This window comes from Enterobacter sp. BIDMC 27, assembly GCF_000534415.1.
In the GTDB taxonomy this organism is placed as follows: Bacteria; Pseudomonadota; Gammaproteobacteria; order Enterobacterales; family Enterobacteriaceae; genus Enterobacter; species Enterobacter hormaechei_C.
This window is the reverse complement of the sequence record NZ_KI973178.1, coordinates 3,326,969-3,344,260: the sequence shown is the minus strand read 5'-3', so window position 1 is coordinate 3,344,260 and position 17,292 is coordinate 3,326,969. Positions and strand designations below refer to the sequence as shown.

14 protein-coding genes are annotated in these 17,292 nt (G+C 52.4%); all 14 read left to right on the top strand.

The genetic code is table 11. The features are described 5' to 3' along the window. Nucleotides 1-45: 45 nt before the first annotated feature. On the top strand, nt 46-951 hold the full coding sequence (locus tag L463_RS06960; RefSeq protein WP_017382246.1) for a DUF4123 domain-containing protein: 906 nt from the start codon (nt 46-48) through the stop codon (nt 949-951). Nucleotides 952-1,002: 51 nt separating this feature from the next. Continuing rightward, nucleotides 1,003-2,178: a hypothetical protein gene (locus L463_RS06965; RefSeq protein WP_017382247.1), complete on the top strand. Its 1,176-nt coding sequence runs from the start codon at nt 1,003-1,005 to the stop codon at nt 2,176-2,178. Beyond that, a complete protein-coding gene (locus L463_RS06970) occupies nt 2,141-5,596 on the top strand; it encodes an ImcF-related family protein (RefSeq protein ID WP_313933613.1) in 3,456 nt (1,151 codons plus the stop codon). Before L463_RS06965 ends, L463_RS06970 begins: the two co-directional genes overlap by 38 nt. Further along, on the top strand, nt 5,596-7,197 hold the full coding sequence (gene tssA, locus L463_RS06975; protein WP_032673230.1) for a type VI secretion system protein TssA: 1,602 nt from the start codon (nt 5,596-5,598) through the stop codon (nt 7,195-7,197). The genes L463_RS06970 and tssA overlap by 1 nt, the downstream gene beginning before the upstream one ends. A 41-nt stretch (nt 7,198-7,238) precedes the next feature. Next, the gene (gene tssF, locus L463_RS06980) at nt 7,239-8,993 is read left to right on the top strand and encodes a type VI secretion system baseplate subunit TssF (protein WP_032103617.1); all 1,755 of its coding nucleotides are present in this window, start codon (nt 7,239-7,241) and stop codon (nt 8,991-8,993) included. Next, nucleotides 8,957-10,042 (top strand): type VI secretion system baseplate subunit TssG, encoded by a 1,086-nt coding sequence (tssG, locus tag L463_RS06985; RefSeq protein ID WP_023324760.1) that lies wholly within the window; start codon nt 8,957-8,959, stop codon nt 10,040-10,042. The genes tssF and tssG overlap by 37 nt, the downstream gene beginning before the upstream one ends. After that, a complete protein-coding gene (gene tssJ / locus L463_RS06990) occupies nt 10,020-10,565 on the top strand; it encodes a type VI secretion system lipoprotein TssJ (protein ID WP_032673229.1) in 546 nt (181 codons plus the stop codon). The genes tssG and tssJ overlap by 23 nt, the downstream gene beginning before the upstream one ends. Beyond that, nucleotides 10,565-11,020, top strand: coding sequence for a type VI secretion system baseplate subunit TssE (tssE, locus tag L463_RS06995; protein ID WP_015570427.1), 456 nt, complete (start codon nt 10,565-10,567; stop codon nt 11,018-11,020). Before tssJ ends, tssE begins: the two co-directional genes overlap by 1 nt. Before the next feature lie 23 nt (nt 11,021-11,043). Beyond that, nucleotides 11,044-12,360 carry a VasL domain-containing protein gene (locus L463_RS07000; protein WP_032103615.1) on the top strand — a complete coding sequence of 439 codons (1,317 nt, stop codon included), beginning with the start codon at nt 11,044-11,046 and terminating at the stop codon, nt 12,358-12,360. A gap of 28 nt (nt 12,361-12,388) precedes the next feature. Continuing rightward, on the top strand, nt 12,389-12,877 hold the full coding sequence (locus L463_RS07005; protein WP_032103614.1) for a hypothetical protein: 489 nt from the start codon (nt 12,389-12,391) through the stop codon (nt 12,875-12,877). 316 nt (nt 12,878-13,193) lie between these two features. After that, the gene (locus tag L463_RS07010) at nt 13,194-14,324 is read left to right on the top strand and encodes a methyl-accepting chemotaxis protein (RefSeq protein WP_023303809.1); all 1,131 of its coding nucleotides are present in this window, start codon (nt 13,194-13,196) and stop codon (nt 14,322-14,324) included. A gap of 90 nt (nt 14,325-14,414) precedes the next feature. After that, complete coding sequence (gene zntB / locus L463_RS07015; protein WP_017382256.1) at nt 14,415-15,398, top strand: zinc transporter ZntB; 984 nt, start codon at nt 14,415-14,417, stop codon at nt 15,396-15,398. A 281-nt stretch (nt 15,399-15,679) separates the two neighbouring features. Continuing rightward, on the top strand, nt 15,680-15,826 hold the full coding sequence (locus tag L463_RS24325; protein ID WP_275427718.1) for a proline-rich small protein YnaL: 147 nt from the start codon (nt 15,680-15,682) through the stop codon (nt 15,824-15,826). A gap of 57 nt (nt 15,827-15,883) precedes the next feature. Next, nucleotides 15,884-17,257 carry an ATP-dependent RNA helicase DbpA gene (dbpA, locus tag L463_RS07020; protein WP_032103611.1) on the top strand — a complete coding sequence of 458 codons (1,374 nt, stop codon included), beginning with the start codon at nt 15,884-15,886 and terminating at the stop codon, nt 17,255-17,257. The last annotated feature ends 35 nt before the right edge of the window (nt 17,258-17,292 follow it).

Genomic DNA, 17,292 nt, shown 5'->3' with positions numbered 1-17,292 from the left:
AATTAATTGAAATGTGTTTCTGATATTATTCTGGTGGGGTTGATTATGGATGGTATATTTTTTAACGATATACATGAAGAAATTACCAATGCTGCTTTTGGGAAAAATGGGAAATGTTTTCTACTGATAGATGCATCTTTAGAACAGTATCATTCATCACTTTTTTTGCCCAGTATTCTTAGAGAATATAAATCTTACCCTGTTACATTCCGCCAGGATGAACTTCAGGGGGCTTTACCACTTTACCTTTTCCCTCTTAGTGCCTCCAGCGAGAGAGATGGCCAATTGTTTAAGAATAGTATTTACAATTCATTGAATGAGTTGAAAATAGAAAAACTTGAGTCCGGGGAAGGGCGCAGCGTCTGTGCGTGGATTTCGACGGATTTAACTGGGGAGCAGCTTGCTGAACAGGTCGCTTTGTCCGCCGTACAGTCGATTCAATCAGTTGGTAATATATTACTTCGCTATTACGACCCATCAGTATTTGGTTTGTTAATGTATACGCTGGATAAATGGCAAAAGCAACAGCTATTAAGCAATATTAATACATGGTCTTATATTGATGGAGGCGGAATAGCTCAGGTGGCGAATGGTGATGGTAAATGCAAAAAAAAATTAAACTACTCACTTGGATTAACAGAGCAAAATGCATTCGAAATGGGCCGGATTTCAGTTGTTAATAATATTTTGCGAGCATATCGGAAAATGAGAATGCCGCATAAATTTAGTGAGCGTGATGTGATGAAATTATTGAGTCCTGCGCTGGATTATTATTATTCAACTTTCTCTACATCCGCTAAGGATCTTATTGATTTTGGGCTTGACGTGTTGAGCGCGCAGCGACTATTTTATCAGGATGAGGTATTTAAGAAGATCATATTTAGTAATCGCAGTAAAGATCTTCAGTCATACTCAGATATTAAATCCATAATTGACAGTATGGCATGTTAAGAAGTTTTTTCTCTTAAAGAAAATGTGCTGTTAACAATGATGGAGAATGATATGAATTGGCCTGTACAAATAATCCCTCCAGTCGATAAGATTCCTGGAATTAAATGGAGTAAATGGTTTTTTTCTTTCATAAGTATTTTGTTGACTGTGGTGGTTAGTTGGGTTGGGGCTAAAATTATTTTGCCTGCTGAAGATAATGAGTTGTTAAAATTACTTACCCTGTTGGTTTTTTCGGTGCCCCTAGCTTTTTCTGTCATAATTCCCGTTAGAACCTATTACCATGGTTTGTGTTTGTCGGCATTCGAAGCAAGAGAGCGCGAAGCAGCATTGGTCAGGAAAGACTGGACTGAATGGGCAAGTCAAAAATTTTATGTTTCCGCTTATAAAGCGTTTCTCCCTTCTGTAATATCGCAAACCGATATGGCAATGTCTCATTCGGTTGAAATATATAATAACCAGCGATTGAAACTACGGGGCCATAACGATGATTTATATACTGAAGAACAACTGATTTACGAACTGTTGGCGTCTGTCAGAACAAGGCTGTTACGGTTGAGTGAATCATGTATATTTGATGTTATATTTACCTATGATAGTAATTATATTACTTTCTCAATATTTAAAGAGTGCTGGGCTGCGATCGGGTTTGATGAAAATTGCTTGCGTAATTATTACTGTTGGAGTAAAGCATTAGGGCAGGAATTTGATACATTATCCAACATCTCAAAAAATCGGGTGTCAATAATAATATCTGCAAACATTGAAAGTTTTGAAAAATACCCTCCTAACTCAACAGAGTTCGCTTCAATATTGCTGGTGACTCATCAAGAGCAACCACCTGAAAAAGCCAATAACGGTATAGCCTTGCGACCAATGGTATGCAACAAAAATCTCACCAAACAAGAGGTCATCCACATGATGACTTACCAGTCAGATGTCCTTAAAACGACAAGAGTACTTTTTAGCAATATGAGTGCAGAGGAAGCTTCAGAAGTTTCGGGGATATTAAGACTCTCATCTTTATCTATGAATGTTGAATGGGAGTGTGAGAGAATGTATTTAAATTTGATGCTGGGTAATTTAAATGAGCACCATTTTTGGTTGGTGTTTGCTCTGGCACTTTTCATATCAGAAAAAAACAATGAGCCGGTTTTAATGGTCACTGGCGTTGGTGATGAATACCTTTTAAATGTCATTAAGCCATTTGATAATAGCAAGGAGCATTAAATTGAACACCTCGGCAAAATGGAGAGTGATTGGCCTTGTATCCTGTCTCATTATTTTTGGTGTACTGACTTTTATAGGATGTTACTACTATGGGGATATCTTTGGATGGGTATCCTCAAAAGAAAAAGTGAGCCTTTGGTTCTTATGCATGTTTTTAATTTCTGTGTTCCTGATGTTGATGAACTTCGGTGTATGGTTCCATCAAAAAGAGTATCGCTTACAGCATATCGCGGGAGGGAAGTCCGTCACAGCTAATGTTCTTAATAACTATAAAAAGTCCAGTAAAAAGGATCCTGTAAAAGCTCATTTTTGCCGACGCTATAGCTTCTTCTGGCAAAACAAGATCCGCCTGCTGCTGATCACCGGCGATGAAGCCGCGATTGAGCAACTGCTACCCGGCCTGCAAAAGCAGCAGTGGCTTGAAGGCAACCGCACCGTGCTGATTTACGGCGGCAGCCTGGCATCGGAGCCTGACCGCGAAAAATACACAGCGCTGCGTAAACTACGCCGCGGGCGCCCGCTGGACGGGATTATCCGTTTACTGCCCGAGTCGCTTAAGCTGACCCCACATATCAGCGACAGCGATTTACGCGGCCTGGAAAAAATCAGCGAACTGCTGCGTTATTCCGCTCCGGTCTGGCTGTGGCAACTGTGCAGCAGTCACTGGTCGCAGAGTACGCGTCCTGAGCAGGCGGTAGGTGCAAGCTTTCCACCACGCGCAAAAGAAGACGATGTAATCCGCCAGCTGGAACTGATGCTGCCAGCCCTGCGGGCGCAGGGGATGAGTCAGGTCGCGGAAAACAGCAGCCACGACTTCCTGCTGCGCCTGAGCCAGCACCTGAACGACGGTGCTATTGCCCGCTGGGCTCAGCAGTTGCAGCCATGGCTCTTTGTTTCTCAGCAGCGCGTCCCGCTGCGTGGTCTGATGTTCAGCCTGTCGGAGAAGAAACCTGCCGGAATGTCAGCGGGAACAGCCGACGCTGAGAATTATGGATCACAGCGTCATGCCCTGACTCTGCCAGCAACCTGGCAGGGGATTGTCGACGACTGCACCCGCGTACATGGCCGTCGTGTCGGTATGCCGTGGGAACGGGCGATGGCCTGGACACTGATGGCCATCATCAGTGTCTGGGGGGGAGGGACGCTGCTGTCGTTTGCGGTCAACCGGTCACAAATAGTTTCTGTTGCACAGCAGGCTCATGCTCTGGTGGAGCACCCTTCTGTATCGGATTACCAGCTGACGGCCCTGCATGCTTTGCGTAATGATGCCGGTCGCCTGCTGCACCATATTCAGGACGGCGCGCCATGGTATCAGCGCTTTGGTCTGGACCATGATCAGCAGTTGCTTGACGCAATGCTGCCCTGGTACGGGGTGGCGAACAACCGTCTGATACGTGACCCGGCAAATGAAGCGCTTAAGCAGAAGCTCATTGCGCTGGTCAATTCGGCACCCAACAGCGACCAGCGGACACAGATGGCGAAACCGGGTTATGATCAGCTGAAAGCCTGGCTGATGATGTCCCGTCCGGATAAAGCTGATGGTGCATTCTACGCGCAAACCATGAAAACCGTGCAGCCGACGCGTTTAGGCATCTCAGCTGGCCTGTGGCAAAGCCTGTCACCGGATTTATGGGCTTTCTACATCACCGAACTGCCAGCGCAGCCACAGTGGAAAACCACACCGGATGCGCAACTGGCCAGCCAGAGCCGCCAGGTGCTGTTGCAGCAAATTGGACGGCGCAACGCGGAAAGTACGCTTTACGAGAACATGCTCAAATCCGTGCGTCGCAACTTCGCCGATGTGTCTCTGGAGGACATGACCGGCGGTACCGATGCCCGTCGCCTGTTTACCACCGATGAGGTGGTGCCGGGCATGTTCACCCGTCAGGCCTGGGAGGGTGGTATTCAGCAGGCCATTGAGAAAGCGGCAAACTCCCGCCGCGATGAAATTGACTGGGTGCTGAGCGACAGTCGGAAAGCCGTCTCCTCAGACCTGTCGCCGGAAGCACTGAAAGCACGTCTGACGGAACGCTACTTCACCGACTTTGCCGGTAGCTGGCTGAGCTTCCTCAACAGCCTGCAACTTAATCCGGCAAACAATATTGCAGACGTCACCGACCAGCTGACGCTGATGAGTGATGTTCGCCAGTCACCGCTGATTGCCCTGATGAACACCCTCGCCTGGCAGGGGCAGACCGGCCAGAAGAGTGAAGGCCTGTCGGACTCCATCATCAAATCGGCTAAAGACCTGGTAGGCGGGAAGGACAAACCGGTAATTGACCAGTCAGCCTCAGGCCCGCAGGGCCCACTGGATGAAACCTTTGGACCGTTGCTGGCACTTATGGGTAAAAACAAAGGCAGCAACGTTATGTCGGCTGACAACTCACTGAGCCTGCAAACGTATCTTACCCGTATCACCCGTGTGCGTCTGCGTCTGCAACAGGTCGCCAGCGCCTCTGACCCTCAGGAAATGATGCAGAGCCTGGCGCAGACCGTGTTCCAGGGTAAAAGTGTGGATCTGACCGACACCCAGCAGTACGGCAGCCTGATTGCTGCAAGCCTGGGCGAAGAGTGGAGTGGTTTTGGCAGCACCATGTTTGTGCAGCCACTGACCCAGGCCTGGGAAACTGTGCTTCAGCCATCGGCAGCGAGCCTGAATGACAAATGGAGTCGCTCCGTGGTGGCGAACTGGCATACGGCATTTGACGGACGTTTCCCATTCGCGATCAGCAAGAGTGATTCCTCTCTGCCAATGCTGGCTGAGTTTGTGCGTAAGGACAGCGGACGCATTGAGCGCTTCCTGACCGCGGAACTCGGCGGTGTGCTGCATAAGGAGGGCAGCCAGTGGGTGCCGGATAAGGTTAATAGCCAGGGGCTGAGCTTTAATCCAGCCTTCCTGCGGGCGATTAATCAGCTCAGCCAGCTATCGGATATCTTATTTACCGACGGCAGTCAGGGCATCAGTTTTGAGCTACAGGCGCGTCCGGTACCGCAGGTGGTAGAAACGCAACTGACTATTGATGGACAAAAGCTGCACTACTTCAACCAGATGGCAGACTGGCAGAGCTTCCGTTGGCCTGGTGACACCTACAAGCCCGGAACCATGCTGACATGGACCACCGTCAATGCGGGCGCACGTCTGTTTGGTGATTACAGCGGAACCTGGGGCTTTATTCGTTGGCTGGATGAAAGTAAGAGAGAGCAGCTAGACCGCAGTCAGTGGATGATGAGTTTTACCGCCCCGGATGGTCGGACCCTACAGTGGGTACTGCGTTCACAACTGGGCAGTGGGCCGCTGGCGTTACTGGCACTGCGGGGTTTTACGCTGCCAGATCAAATATTCAGCGTCGACAGCGCGGCTATGGCGCAGGCGCTGATGACCAACACAGAAAACAGTGACATGGACGGAGTCGAATAATGGACGCTTTGCTGAATCTGGTTGTTGCCTGCCAGGCGGATGAAACCTTGCTGCGACAGCAGGCGCAGTCACGTATGGAAAGCTGGCAGCGCTGGCTTACCCCTATCAGTGAGATCAATCCTACAGGAGAAGACCCGGGTTATGACGATGATTTCCAGCGTATCCGGGAGGAGGTCAATAAACTTTCCGGCATTGATACCGGGCTGATTTGCCAGCTGGCTGAAAAGGTGCTGACCACAGAGGCCAAAGATGTCCGGGTTGCTATTTACTATTGTTGGGCGCGCTTGCACCAGGACGGTGAAACCGGGTTTGCTGAAGGGCTTGAGTTACTGGCGGGATTACTAACCCAGTATGGAACACAGCTCCATCCACAGCGCGAGCGAAGCCGTAAACCGGCGCTGGAGTGGCTCGCAGGCTCTCGTCTACTTGACAGCCTGTTACTCTGGCCAGAAGTGGTACGCGACGATGCCCAGCGTACGACCGGTGCGTTGCTGCTCATCCGAGACAGTCTTGAAACTGAGCCTGAAGCGTCACGTCCAGATCTGAGTGCCCTGTACAGCGCGCTGGGAGCCCGCCTGATGAAAGCCGGTGGCGTGGATGCGGTAATACCCCAGAACGCCAGCAGTCAGACACGCCCGCAGTCGGCATCTCACACGGCAGAACAGGACGCGCCAGTGCTGAGCCGCATCACGTCCGGTCAGGATTTGCTGGCTCAGGCCCGAACCCTGACGGGATATTTGCGTGAGCAACCTGATGGCTGGCTTGCCGCACACCGGCTGATGAAAAGTCTGCGTCACGACACGCTGAGAGCAATCCCGGCACCGGATGCCGAAGGGAAAACGCGCATCGAACCGCCGCGGGCTGACCAGCGTGCAATGCTTAAACGGCTGTATTTGCAACAGAGCTGGCTGGAGATACTGGAACAAGCGGACAGCACTTTCTCGCGTGGCGCCAATCATCTCTGGCTGGATTTGCAGTGGTACATCCATCAGGCCCTGATTAAATCAGGCCAGGATGTGCTGGCCGATATCATTACCGCTGACCTGAAAGGGCTGCTGCGGCGCCTCCCTGGACTTGAAACGCTGGCCTTTAATGACGGCACACCCTTTGCTGATGAGGTCACGCTGAACTGGATAAACCAGAGCGTGCTCGACGAGATGTCCAACTGGCGGGATGAACCTGTCAATGCCGTGAGTGAAACTGGCAACGATATTCTGGCCCTTGAACCGGAAGCACTGGAGAAAGCTGACACGGATGGTCTGGATGCCACACTCCACTGGCTGCAAACGCGCCCGGGCACCGAAACCACCAAAGACAAATGGTTGGTGCGTCTGCTGATGGCACGTGTGGCTGAGCAGAAGGGTAAGAATGAACTGGCGCTGCATCTGCTGGGTGAACTTGACGGTGCAGCACAGGCCATCACCCTCACTCAGTGGACGCCAGCGCTGTTGTTTGAAGTGAAATCGCGCCGTCTCAGGCTGCTGCGCATGAAAGCCGCCCGCAGTGAAACCGACAAGTCACGGCTTCAGCCAGAGATGGACCAGCTTCTGGCGGGTCTGATTGCGCTTGACCCGGCAGGCAGTGCGGTGCTTTGCGGGTAAAGCGACTGACATACCTTTAAAACACACATATTCAGGTTCTTATGGACGACTTAACCCTGCGTTATTACGACGCTGAAATGCGCTACCTGCTGGAAGCCGGCGAAGAATTTGCCCGCGCTCACCCGGAGCAGGCAGCAATGCTCAATCTCGATAAAGCGGGCGCGCGCGACCCATACGTGGAGCGCCTGTTCGAGGGCTTTGCCTTCCTGATGGGCCGCCTGCGTGAGAAGCTTGATGACGACCTGCCTGAACTAACTGAAGGGCTGGTCAGTCTGCTGTGGCCGCATTACCTGCGCACTATTCCCTCGATGTCGGTGGTGGAGTTCACTCCTGTCTGGCGTGAGATGAAAGAACCGATGCGTATTGCCAGAGGTTTCGAGGTCAATTCGCGGCCGATCGGTGAAAAAGGCACGCGTTGTCGCTACACCACAACTAAAGAGATAACCCTTCAGCCACTGGCGTTGGAGCATGCCCGCCTGTCGACTGATCCTGACGGGCGCTCTGTCATCAGCCTGCGCTTCAGTTGTAGCCATCTTGCTGACTGGAGCCGTGTCGATCTCAGCCAGATCCCGTTCTATTTCAACGCTGACGCACCGCTGGCCTGCGCTATGCATGAAGCTTTTACCATGAATACTGTGCGTCTGTGGCTGCGCATGCCGGGCGACATGGACAGAAGGCCGATGGACGGGTATTTCACCGCACTGGGGTTTGGTGATGATGATAGGCTGTGGCCGAAGGGGGACAGCAGTTTCAGCGGTTACCAGTTGCTGCTGGAGTACTTCACCTTTCGCGAGAAATTCATGTTTACGGGGCTGCGCGGGCTGGAGAGCGTGGTCTTTCCGGCTGAGATCCCGTGGTTTGAAATCGACGTGGTGCTGGCGGAACGCTGGGAGCATGACTTCAGCTTTACCGAAAAGCACCTGCGCCTGAATTGCGTGCCGGTCATTAACCTGTTCCCGCTGGAATCCGATCCGCTGACGCTCAATTCTCTGCAAACCGAATACATGCTGCGCCCGATGCGCGTGCAGGATGGCCATACCGAGATATATACCGTGGATTCGGTGATGTCATCGAGCCAGCACACCTACGTGCCGTTTTCGAGCTTCCGTCATAAGGGAGGAATGATGCGTCATGAAGCATCGGAATATTACTACCACACCCGCGTGCGCCGCGGTCCGTCCGGCCTGCATAACACCTGGCTCATCCTTGGCGGCGAAGCATTTGATAATCATACCGTCCCGGAAGACGAAAGCCTGTCGCTGACGCTAACTGGCACCAATGGTCAACTTCCACGACGTGCGCTGCAAAGCACCGTGCTTGATACGGTGATGAAAACCACTTCGGTCAGCATTGCCGTGCGCAACCTGTGTGCGCCGACGCTGCCTTGTTACCCACCTGCGCAGGACCGTTTTCACTGGCGCGTACTGAGTCACCTTGGCAGCGGATTTCTGTCGATGATGGATAATGCCGACGTGCTGCGCGGTACCCTGGCGCTGTATGAATGGACCGACAGCGAGATGAACCGTCGCCGTCTGGAAGCCATCCTCGAGGTGAAGCACAGTGAAACGGAGCGCTTTGAACAGGGCTACCTGGTCCGTGGCGTGCAGATTGAAGTCACGCTGGACAGCAATGGCTTTGCCGGACGCGGCGACATCTGCTTATTTGGCGAGATGATGAGCCGATTCTTTGCGCTATACACTGACATCTACTTGTTTAACCGCCTGATTATCATTCTGCAACCGACCGGAGAACGCCTGGAATGGGAAGAGAAGCACAACCGCCGCATTCCCGGCTGAGCCCACGGCTGGAAGCCGACCTGCATCGTATTAACTTTTACCGTTTATGCCAGTTGCTGGAGAAGCGTAACCCGGGCAGGCCGCTGATGGGCTCGACCAGTCACCCGGGCGATGACCCGGTACGCTTTGCCCCGCATCCGGGCATGGGATTTCCGGCCAGTGAGCTGAAAGCCGTGGAGTATGATGAGGATGATGACAGCCGGCCACCACTTATCCGCACGACCTTTATGGGAATGTACGGTGTCGACTCACCCCTGCCGATGGCGTATCTCGATGACATCGCTCAGCGTCGGGAAGGGCATGACGCACTACAGGGTTTTCTGGATATTTTCAGCCATCGCATTCTGACGCAGTTTTACCGTATCTGGCGTAAATACTCTTATCCGGCCACCTTTGAACCCGGTGGTACGGACAGCATCTCGCAGTCACTGCTGGGCCTGGTGGGATTGGGTATTCCCGGCACAGCAGACCACATCGCCACACCGGTATCCCGTTTTCTGGCTCTGCTGGGTGTTCTACAGCAACCGGGCAAAACTCAGGAGGGAATGCAGGCGCTGGTGACGTTGCTGGCCCCGGATACCACCGTGAAGGTCAGTCCATACTGCCTGCGGCCGGTGGAAATGGGTCAGCCGCTGGGCTTTTACGGTGATGACGATTTTCTGCTGGACGGCAACACGCCACTGGGTGACGAAGCGATGGATGCGGGTAGCCAACTGCTGGTTGCGCTTACAACGGATAATGAACAGGAGGCACAGGGCTGGAAGCCGGACGGTCTGCTGTATCAGGACTTTCTGGTGATGCTTCGTGTCTGGCTCGGCTGGCGTTTTAAAGCAAAGATCACCCTGACCACACGGACCCGACTGCTGGCCGTTCCGCCGCTTGGCGAAGGCCCTTTCTGGCTCGGGATGAACGGCGTGCTGGGTGCTGATGAGGGGGAACTTAAAGACGATATCCCACCGACCTTTACGACGGAACTGGGCTATTACACTGGCCTGAAGCCGGCAATACCACAACAAGGAAACCGACGTGTTACGTACAAGTTTGATTAAATCCGCAGGCTGGTTGCCTGCACTGCTGGTGTTCAGCCTGACGGGGTGCGGGATGACGCAGGGTATCACCGATGGCACCAAATCGGCATTTAACGCCGTGTTCTACAAAAAAATTAAGATGCTGCACCTGGATTTCACGGCGCGTGAAGCGCTAAACACCGAATCCGGCGAAAGTAACTCACTCTCCGAGCCGGTGGTAGTTCGTGTCTATCAGCTGAAAGACCGTAAAATCTTCGATAAAACGGTTTACCAGCAACTACTGAACGATGGCGAAACTATTCTGAAAACCGACCTGATGGCGACCCGCGATGTGGTCGTAAAACCGGGCGGTGATACAAATCTTGATATGCCAATGGAAGAAGAAACGCAGTTTGTCGCGATAGTCGGCCTGTTTCGTCACCCGGACCTGGTAAACAATACCTGGAAGCAGGTTCTAAAACGTGAAGATCTCGATCCGGATAAGCCGCGCATTCTGGAGGCCGGGAATAACCACCTGACGTTACAGCCATTGAAGGATGACTGATGCCTAAGGGACATAATACGCCATCGCTGTATGAAATGCTGAGCGGCAATTTCTCAGGTGGCCTGAGCCTCAACCAGGTCAGCGAACAGAATCAGGTGATTTTATCAGTACTCGATAACATGCAGCGCATCCTCAACTGCCGCGCCGGTACGCTGGCTCACCTGCCGGACTACGGCCTGCCGGATATGACAAAAATCCTCCAGGGAATGCCCGGTACCGCCCATCAGCTGATTACCACACTGTCGGCCATATTGCTGAAATATGAGCCGCGCCTGAGCCGGATTAACGTGGTGATGCAGGAACAGATTCAGCCCGGTGAACTCCGCTACGCCATTGATGCGGAGCTGAAGGGGGTCGGGCTGGTGCGCTACGGCACGGAATTTATGCCCGAGGGCAGGGTATTAATCCGTCATCTGAAACAACAGCAATACCTCGATGCACGAGCCGCCATCTAGTTATTACTCAGGTTAAAACAGTTATGACAATAAATTCTGAACGCCAACTTAAAACCGGCGGGGATCCGCGCACACTTGCGGATTACGCTGCCTTGCGCGAAGAAATGAACAAGCTCACCCATCCGGCACGCCCGGATGTTAACTGGCAACACGCGGAAACGCTCTGTCTGTCACTGTTCGAGCATAACGGTGTGGAGCTACAAACGGCTGCCTGGTATACGCTCGCCCGCACGCATCTCGCCGGACTCTACGGCATGAATGAAGGGCTGGCGCTACTGGCTGCACTGGTCGTCCGTCAGTGGGGTAGCCTCTGGCCACAGCCTGTCCATGCGCGAGTTGAAATCCTCAGCGCACTGAGCAAACGCCTGCAACAGGTGGTGCGAACGCTGACGTTGACGTATGCCGATTTAGGACAACTTTATCAGGCTGAGGAGAATCTGAACGCGCTGAGTGACATGTTGCAGCGCCTCGAACTTAAGCATGCTGCTCAGCTTGATGCTCTGCGCACGATGATGCAGAACGCAGCAGTGCGTCTGGAAAACAGCGAAAATACGGGCGTAAGTCTGCCGGGTAACGCGGTAGGGGCCGCGGAACTCCACCTCACAGAACCGACAGAGCGTTGTAAATGGGTTTATGTGGTTCAGCCCGAGCCGTTGCCGAATAAAGAGCCTCCTGTACCCGCGAAGCAGTGGAAGCCATTTGCTGCGGGTATGTTGTTCATGCTGGTGGCAGCCAGCATTGTCGCAGTGGGATGGCAGACGATGCATGCGCCAGATTCAGTACAAACTCAGCTGGCCGCGTCCCTGACTCCTTTACCTGATGGACTCTCTACAGCACAGTTGCAGGCGCTGCAACAAACGTCACCGCCACCTGAACCGGGGATCAGCAAGACACAGCAGCTGTTAGCGCAGCTTTTACACCTGAAACCAGACTGGGCAGTAAGCTACGGCGACCGTCTGGTGCAGCAGGCGCTGACGCTGTGGCCTGAAGAGGCCAAACCCCTGGCGCAACAGTGGCACAAGCAGATTAGCGTTGCCGGACTTGCAGAGTCAGAGCTGAATGGCTGGCATCAGGGAATGACGCAGTTACAGCAGTTGACGAACAGGCTAAACGCGCTGGATGAACAGAAGGGGAAGTACATGACGGTCAGCGAACTGAAATCAGCCGTGTTTGCCATGTCGCAGTCCTTCAGCCATACCGTTCCGCTTGAGGAGCAGCTTCGTCTGCTTTCCATTTTACCTGCCGGGCAACCCGTGTCAGCAGCGCAGCTAAACCAGGCCGAACAGCATCTTCAGCAGTTGATTGCCAGCTATGCCTTGCTGAAGCACCAAAAAGAATAATGAGACTGGCGAAAAACACGGAGTTGACATGTCAGCAAGAGAGCGTTTTTTTAAGAAAGTGCAGCAGAGCATCGGGGACAAACCGATCTATGTTAATACGGCTGAGGCCGAAGTCAGGGCGTTTTGTGAGCGGATGGAGGATCTTGCGCAGCAAATCATTACATGGTTTGAAGGTTCTGGTATTGAAATATTTTTATCTAAAAAACATATCACCGATTTAAGTACGGTTGGCTACAGCCTCAGTAGCGGTATATGTCGTTATGCCATTACGACGATCATTTTGCAAAATGGGGATCGCAGCGTCACCATTATGCCAGAACAGGTGATCAGGGGGCCGGAGAAGGGGTGTGTGACGATGAGTATTAATGTCCCCGATAGTCTGTCGGGGGCGAGGATATTCCATTTAAGCATGGCGCCTGATACAGGCTGGTATATTCGTCGCGGGCATCAAAGTGCAAAAGAGAATATTCTCATGACTGAGGACTGTTTTTTCCAGGCTATCGACTGTCTGGCCTGAACGTAAGTCACCCTAACGGAAGGAGCGCGCATTAACGTAGTTAATATATATTAACTACGTTAACTTATTAAGCACCACTACACACCGGCGGCCTACAGTACCCCTCCTTAAATATATAATTAACATTTTTGAAGGGGTATCAGTAACCCAACGACAAGCCAGATATTTAGCGTAAAACATGCTTTTTATCCGCCTTAAGTAAAACTGCGCAAATCAAACTGCAAAACAACAAACCAGCGACGAACGTGAGGACAAATTCGTATGGCAATGCTATAACCCTTAATGCCAACCAAAATATAATGTCCCAGGAAAACGTATGCTAAGAAATATTAGTGTCAGAACGTTCATTGTCTATTTCCTTTTATGTGTATTTTTGGTAAGTGATGGAGTTATAGCGCTATTTTCACGAAATTCTTCGCTTTTTATTGCAGTCATAATTGTACAATTCATCGCCTTATTTTTACTCTGGGCGTACATGACCAAATATCTTGTGACGCCGATCAATACGGTGAAAAAAAGTATTGAAGAAGTGACGTCAGGCAAACTTGGCGTGTCGATACCTGAATTTGGCAACAATTGTGCGGGACGCCTGATCCCGGGGATTAATAGTCTCTCCAGCAACATTGCAACCCTGGTCCGTGAGATCCGCGCCTCCTCGCAAACCGCGATGACCCTGTCAGATCAACTCTCTTCACGCAGCGCGCAGCTTTCCGTCAAAACAGAACAGCAGTCAGCTTCGCTGGTGCAAACGGCAGCCAGCATGGAAGAGATGGCTGCAAGTACAAAAAATAATGCCGACAATACCCGTTTAGCCAGCGAGCAGGCGAATATCGCGACGTTACAGGCGCGTAAAGGCGGAGAATTAATGGGGCAGGTCGCGAACAATATGCAGTCGATTACCGACTGCGCCCAGCAAATGACAGAGATTATCTCGCTGATTGACGGTATCGCTTTTCAGACCAATATTCTGGCGCTTAACGCCGCCGTTGAAGCGGCAAGAGCGGGCGACCATGGTAAAGGGTTTTCTGTGGTCGCGGGTGAGGTGAGAAGCCTGGCGCATCGTAGCGCCGAAGCGGCAAAAAATATTAAGTCACTGATTGAAGTTACCAGCCATAACGTGACGCAGGGCGTTAACGTGGTCTCTGAAGCCGAAAAAAACATGCATGACATTGTTACCGGTTCGGGCAATGTGAGCAGACTGATGGATGAAATATCCGCCTCAACATCAGAACAGGAAAAAGGTATTTCACAAATTACGCAGGCATTGTCAGAGCTTGAACGCGTAACGCAGAGCAACGTGTCGATGGTTGAGGAACTCAATGGGTCGTCAGATGTGCTGCGCAATCAGGTGATTGAGCTCCAGACACGAACACGTAATTTCCGTCTGGAAAATGAGTTCCAGACTGATAATGCATTAAAAAGCCGCGAATGGGCGGTGAATTCCTGAACGTATTCAGGACGATGCCTCACATAATTATTGCTTAACCCTCGGCGAAAGCTAGACTGACACCGAAAGAGATAAAACGGTGGAGGCGCTGTGGAGAGCATTAAAGGGTCTGAGGTTAACGTACCTGACGCAGTTTTTGCATGGGTGTTTGATGGACAAGGCGGCGCAAGGCCGCTTGAAGATCAGGATCACATCGACAGCGAACATCCATGCTGGCTGCACCTCAACTACACGCACCCGGACAGCGCCGAGTGGCTCGCGTCCACGCCGCTATTGCCCAACAACGTTCGGGATGCGCTGGCGGGAGAAAGTCTCAGACCCCGCGTCAGCCGGATGGGTGAGGGGACGTTAATTACGCTGCGTTGTATAAACGGCAGTACGGATGAGCGTCCGGATCAGTTGGTGGCAATGCGTGTTTATATGGATGAACGGCTGATTGTTTCCACCCGCCAGAGAAAAGTGCTGGCGCTGGATGACGTCATTAACGATCTGAAAGAGGGCACGGGGCCTACGGATTGCGGCAGCTGGCTGGTGGATGTGTGTGATGCGCTGACCGATCATGCCAGCGAGTTTATAGAAGAACTTCACGATAAAATCATCGATCTGGAAGATAACCTGCTCGATCAGCAAATCCCCCCACGTGGTTTTCTGGCGCTGCTGCGTAAGCAGCTCATCGTGATGCGCCGCTATATGACCCCTCAGCGCGACGTTTATGCGCGGCTGGCCAGCGAACGCATGAGCTGGATGAACGACGATCAACGCCGCAGAATGCAGGATATCGCTGACCGGCTCGGACGTGGACTGGACGAGATTGACTCATGTATTGCCAGAACGGCAGTCATGGCGGATGAGATAGCCCAGGTAATGCAGGAGTCGTTAGCCAGGAGAACGTACACCATGTCGCTGATGGCGATGGTCTTTTTACCGAGTACCTTCCTGACGGGGTTGTTTGGCGTAAACCTCGGAGGGATCCCCGGCGGTGAATATCACTATGGCTTCACCACGTTTTGCGTCATGTTAGTGGTTTTGATTGGGGGTGTTGCATGGTGGTTGCATCGTAGTAAATGGCTGTAAATTTACGCTTTTCTGAGGCAGAGTCGGCTTCAAAACGACATTTTAATTGAGCGAAGTCAATAAACTCCGACCATGTTAGGTGCAATATTACTCCCGCAGGTGAATGCAACGTCAAGCGATGGGCGTTGCGCTCCATATTGTCTTACTTCCTTTTTTTGAATTACTGCATAGCACAATTGATTCGTACGACGCCGACTTCATAGTCGGCTTTTTTTTTGCCTCCTGTTTATCTGCGTCTACCCTTTAGGGGTCAGCACCCTAATCTGGAGGAAAAGATGAGTATGCTACTTGCCCTGCAACGCCTCAACACCTGGCAGTCCGATCCGGTGCCCACCGATCCGACGCCGATACCCGATCCTGTCCCACGTCCGCAGCCGATGCCGGATCCGCCGCCCGATGAAGAACCGATTAAATTGTCGCATCGTTAGCGCAGATCTGCGAGGATACGCGCCATCTGACTGCAATCATTACCACGAGAGTATATTGTGACCGCTTTTTCCACGCTGAACGTTCTGCCTGAAGCCCAACTGACTAACCTGAATGAGTTGGGCTATCTCACTATGACCCCTGTCCAGGCCGCCGCGTTGCCGGCTATCCTTGAAGGCCGTGACGTGCGCGTGCAGGCGAAAACCGGCAGTGGAAAAACGGCTGCATTTGGGCTAGGCCTGTTACAACACATTGATGCAACCCTGTTTCAGACCCAGTCCCTGATACTCTGCCCGACGCGCGAGCTGGCCGACCAGGTCGCGGGTGAGCTGCGTCGTCTGGCGCGTTTTTTGCCTAACACTAAAATTTTAACGATCTGCGGCGGGCAACCGTTCGGTGCGCAGCGCGATTCCCTTCAGCACGCGCCGCATATCATTGTGGCAACGCCGGGCCGTCTGCTCGATCACCTGCAAAAAGGCACCGTTTCACTCGATGCACTGCAAACGCTGGTGATGGATGAAGCTGACCGCATGCTGGATATGGGCTTCAGCGATGCGATTGACGAAGTGATCCGCTTTGCCCCAGCCACGCGTCAGACGCTGCTCTTTTCTGCCACCTGGCCAGAGGCGATTGCGGCAATCAGCGGGCGCGTGCAGAAGAACCCGCTGACCATTGAAATCGATACTGTCGATGCGTTACCGGCGATTGAGCAGCAGTTCTTCGAGACATCGCAGCAGGGCAAAATTCCACTGCTACAAAAATTGCTGAGCCAACACCAGCCAGCATCGTGCGTGGTGTTCTGTAATACCAAAAAAGATTGTCAGGCGGTGTGCGATGCTCTGAATGATGCCGGACAGAGCGCATTATCGCTGCATGGCGATCTGGAACAGCGCGATCGCGATCAGACGCTGGTGCGTTTCGCTAACGGCAGCGCTCGCGTGCTGGTTGCAACGGATGTGGCGGCCCGTGGCCTGGATATTAAATCGCTTGAGCTGGTGGTGAATTTCGAACTGGCATGGGATCCGGAAGTGCATGTCCACCGCATCGGGCGTACCGCGCGCGCAGGTAACAGTGGTCTCGCCATCAGCTTCTGCGCACCTGAAGAGGCGCAGCGCGCCAATATTCTTGCGGAAATGCTGCAACTAAAACTCAACTGGGTGAATGCCCCAGGTAATATCAGCATCGCTCCGCTGGCGGCGGAGATGGCCACCCTGTGCATCGACGGCGGTAAAAAGGCCAAAATGCGTCCCGGTGACGTTCTGGGGGCGTTAACTGGGGATATCGGTCTCGACGGGGCAGATATTGGCAAGATCACGGTCCATCCTGCGCATGTCTACGTAGCGGTTCGCCAGTCGGTTGCACATAAGGCCTGGAAACAGTTGCAGGGCGGGAAGATTAAAGGGAAGACCTGCCGCGTTCGACTGCTGAAATAAGCTTAAAACGCGTCTCAGAAATGATATCTGAGACG